Annotated in this window: 4 protein-coding genes; all 4 read left to right on the forward strand. The window is 68.7% G+C overall.

Translation table 11 applies throughout. From position 1 onward, the window contains the following. Positions 1–31 precede the first annotated feature (31 nt). The 4 genes from VI238_RS15085 to VI238_RS15100 all read left to right on the forward strand — a co-directional run bounded on the left by VI238_RS15085 (position 32) and on the right by VI238_RS15100 (position 2,788). Positions 32–538, forward strand: a complete 507-nt coding sequence (locus VI238_RS15085; protein ID WP_331652814.1) for an ATP-dependent zinc protease — start codon at positions 32–34, stop codon at positions 536–538. Beyond that, a complete protein-coding gene (gene rimK / locus VI238_RS15090; protein ID WP_331652816.1) occupies positions 535–1,452 on the forward strand; it encodes a 30S ribosomal protein S6--L-glutamate ligase in 918 nt (305 codons plus the stop codon). The genes VI238_RS15085 and rimK overlap by 4 nt, the downstream gene beginning before the upstream one ends. A gap of 109 nt (positions 1,453–1,561) precedes the next feature. Continuing rightward, the gene (locus VI238_RS15095; protein ID WP_331652818.1) at positions 1,562–2,194 is read left to right on the forward strand and encodes a hypothetical protein; all 633 of its coding nucleotides are present in this window, start codon (positions 1,562–1,564) and stop codon (positions 2,192–2,194) included. Between the two features lie 111 nt (positions 2,195–2,305). Further along, complete coding sequence (locus VI238_RS15100; protein ID WP_331652820.1) at positions 2,306–2,788, forward strand: hypothetical protein; 483 nt, start codon at positions 2,306–2,308, stop codon at positions 2,786–2,788. The last annotated feature ends 185 nt before the right edge of the window (positions 2,789–2,973 follow it).

Raw genomic sequence — 2,973 nt, forward strand, 5'->3', positions numbered from 1 at the left:
ACCGACCCGCGCCGTCCGAGGTGTCCCGCACGTGTCCCGTCCAGACGGCTCGCCCATCGACGCGTCGCCGGCCCCCGACCTCGTCAGCCTGGGCTGGCGGGAATGGGTCGCGTTGCCGGCTCTCGGCATCGGCGCGATCAAGGCGAAGCTCGACAGCGGCGCGCGCTCGTCGTCGCTGCACGTCGAGGGCATCGAGACCTTCCGCGAGGGCGGCGTGCTGCGCGTGAGATTTCTGGTGCGCGTGCGCCGCAGGTCGCAGCGGCGCGTGGCGTGCGCGGCGACGGTGCAGGACCGTCGGCACGTGACCGATTCGGGCGGGCACCGCAGCGAGCGCTGGTTCATCGCCACCCAGATCGAGATCGCCGGTCGACGCATCGACATGGAAATGAACCTGACCGATCGCGGCGCGATGCTGTTCCCGCTGCTGCTCGGCCGGTCGACGATCGGTGGACACTTCCGCATCGACCCGGCCCTCTCCTACACCTGCCCGCGACCGACGCGGGCGCCGTTCGGCCCCTCACCGCCGCTGCCTGCATGAAGATCGCCATCCTGTCGCGCAATGCGCGCCTGTATTCCACCCTCCGCCTGGTCGAGGCCGCGCGCGCGCGCGGCCACAGCGTGCGCGTGCTCGACCCGCTGCGCTGCTACATGCGCATCGCTGCGGGAGGCTTCGAGATCCATTGCAAGGGCCGGGCGCTGCGCGGCTTCGACGCGGTGATCCCGCGCATCGGTGCGTCGATCACCTTCTACGGCACCGCGGTCGTGCGCCAGTTCGAGATGATGGGCGTGTACACGCCCAATTCGTCCGACGCGATCCTGCGCGCGCGCGACAAGCTGCGCTCGCTGCAGCTGCTCGCACGCGAGGGCATCGAACTCCCGGCGACCGTATTCGGCGACAACCCGGACGACACGCGCGACCTGCTGACCATGCTCGGCGAGCCGCCGCACGTGATCAAGCTCAACGAAGGCGCGCAGGGGCAGGGCGTCATGCTGGCCGAGAAGCGCGGCGCCGCACTCGGCATGATCGAGGCGTTCCGCAGCCTCTACGCGAACTTCCTCGTGCAGGAGTTCATCCGCGAGGCGGACGGCGCCGACCTGCGCTGCTTCGTCGTCGGCGACGAGGTGGTCGCCGCGATGCGGCGGCAGGCGCCGGAAGGCGATTTCCGCGCGAACATCCATCGCGGCGGCAGCGCCAGCGCCGTGGTGCTCTCGGGCGCGGAGCGCGAAACGGCGCTGCGGGCGGCGCGCGTCATGGGGCTCGGCGTCGCCGGCGTGGACCTGCTGCGCTCGGCGCGCGGCCCGCTCGTGCTCGAGGTGAATTCCTCGCCCGGCCTCGAGGGCATCGAAGGAGCAAGCGGCGTGGACGTCGCCGGGGCCATCATCGACTACCTGCAGCGATCGAGCCGGCCGGACCGCCCGTCGCCGCCGAGGCGCCAAGCACGAAAAAAATAGTACGACATCGATCGTTGACACCGGCGCGCGACATTCCTAGGATAGCTCCGCGCTCCCCGCCGACCGGCGCCGCGAGCGTTCCGCGCCACGAGAACGAGGGGGCACACAGATGAATGCGATGGCCACGATGTTGTGCGCAGGCGTGCTCGCCTGCCTCGCGACGACCGCCCAGGCGAAAGAGTCGAGCTACCACCAGAACGCGAACGCCGATACCGCCGATGCGTTCCAGCAGGTGGTCACGTGGGTCCACGACGAGATGAAGGAGGGCGGGCGCTACGCGTCGCTGACGCCGGCCGACCGCACCGTCGTCGACGCCAAGTTCGCCCGCATGCAGGACCTGTTCGACAGGAACGGTTCGCTCGATCGCATGCGCGCGGAAGACAAGGTCGAGCTGTTCAACACGCAGGAAGAGGTGAATGCGCTGCTCGCGACGCACGACAGCGTCATCGCCGAGCGCGAAGCGCCCGGCGCGCCGCGCATGACGCGCGCGGTGGCGCGCATCGACCGCGAGAACGATCGCGTGATCTGCGAACGCCGCACGAAAGTCGGCTCGCACATCATGGAAACCTACTGCCATACCAATGCCCAGGCGAAAGATGCCCGTCGCGAGACCGAGCAGCAGATGGACAAGTGGGCGCATTCGCAATGCACGGGCAGCACGCCGGACGCGTCCGGTGAGGGCGGTTGCGGCCTGCCTCACATGCGGTCCGCGGCACAGATCCTTCGCGCCAGCGGGCGCTAGGCCGGCATCCACGCGCGGCGGCGCGTGGACTCGATTCCACCCTGCGCCGTATCCGCTCGTCGGACCCGCGGTCGCATCCATCCTACCGTTCGATTTGGAGATCCTGTTGTGATGAAGCCCGTTCGTTCGATCGCATTCGCCGTCGCGCTCCTCCTGGCACTGCCGCTGTCGGCCAAGGAAAAGGTCGACCCCGCCGTCAACGCCAGCAACAAGGGCGCGTTCGAGACCGTCTCCACCTGGGTGCGCAAGCAGATGGATCCGGGCGGTCGATACTCCTACGTGACGCCGGACGAGCGCAGCAAGGTGAACGCCCGCCTCGACGAGATGGAGCGCCTGTTCGGCGACAAGACCGAGGTGTCGCAGATGAGCGACGCCGACAAGCTCGCGATGTTCAACAAGCAGGAAGAGGTCAATGCGATCCTCGCCAAGCGTGACAACGAGCGCCTGATCTGCAAGAACGAGAAGCCGATCGGCTCCAACATCCCGGTAAAGACCTGCCAGACCGCGGGCGAACTCGAGGCGCGGCGGCGCAACGATTCGCAATACCTGCAGCGCACGCAGAACTCGCCGCAGCTGCGTTCGTCGGGCGGCTGACGGGCCCGCGCCTGCCCCGGTCCCGGCCGGGGCGGGGGCGCTCTGGCGTTCGTGCCGGGATCGTGTAGTCTTCTCGTACGAAGGGATTGCGACGTCAGGTGGCCACCGTGTCCAAGACTGAAACTCCGCCGAAGCCCACCGAGGCAGAACTCGGCATCCTCAACGTGCTGTGGGAGCGTGGTCCG

This window comes from Dokdonella sp., assembly GCF_036518555.1.
Classification (GTDB): domain Bacteria; phylum Pseudomonadota; class Gammaproteobacteria; order Xanthomonadales; family Rhodanobacteraceae; genus Dokdonella_A.

Coding starts and splice junctions, on each gene's coding strand:
- VI238_RS15100 (WP_331652820.1), top strand. CDS start 2,306: ATGAAGCCCGTTCGTTCGATCGCATTCGCCGTCGCGCTCCTCCTGGCA.
- VI238_RS15095 (WP_331652818.1), top strand. CDS start 1,562: ATGAATGCGATGGCCACGATGTTGTGCGCAGGCGTGCTCGCCTGCCTC.
- rimK (WP_331652816.1), top strand. CDS start 535: ATGAAGATCGCCATCCTGTCGCGCAATGCGCGCCTGTATTCCACCCTC.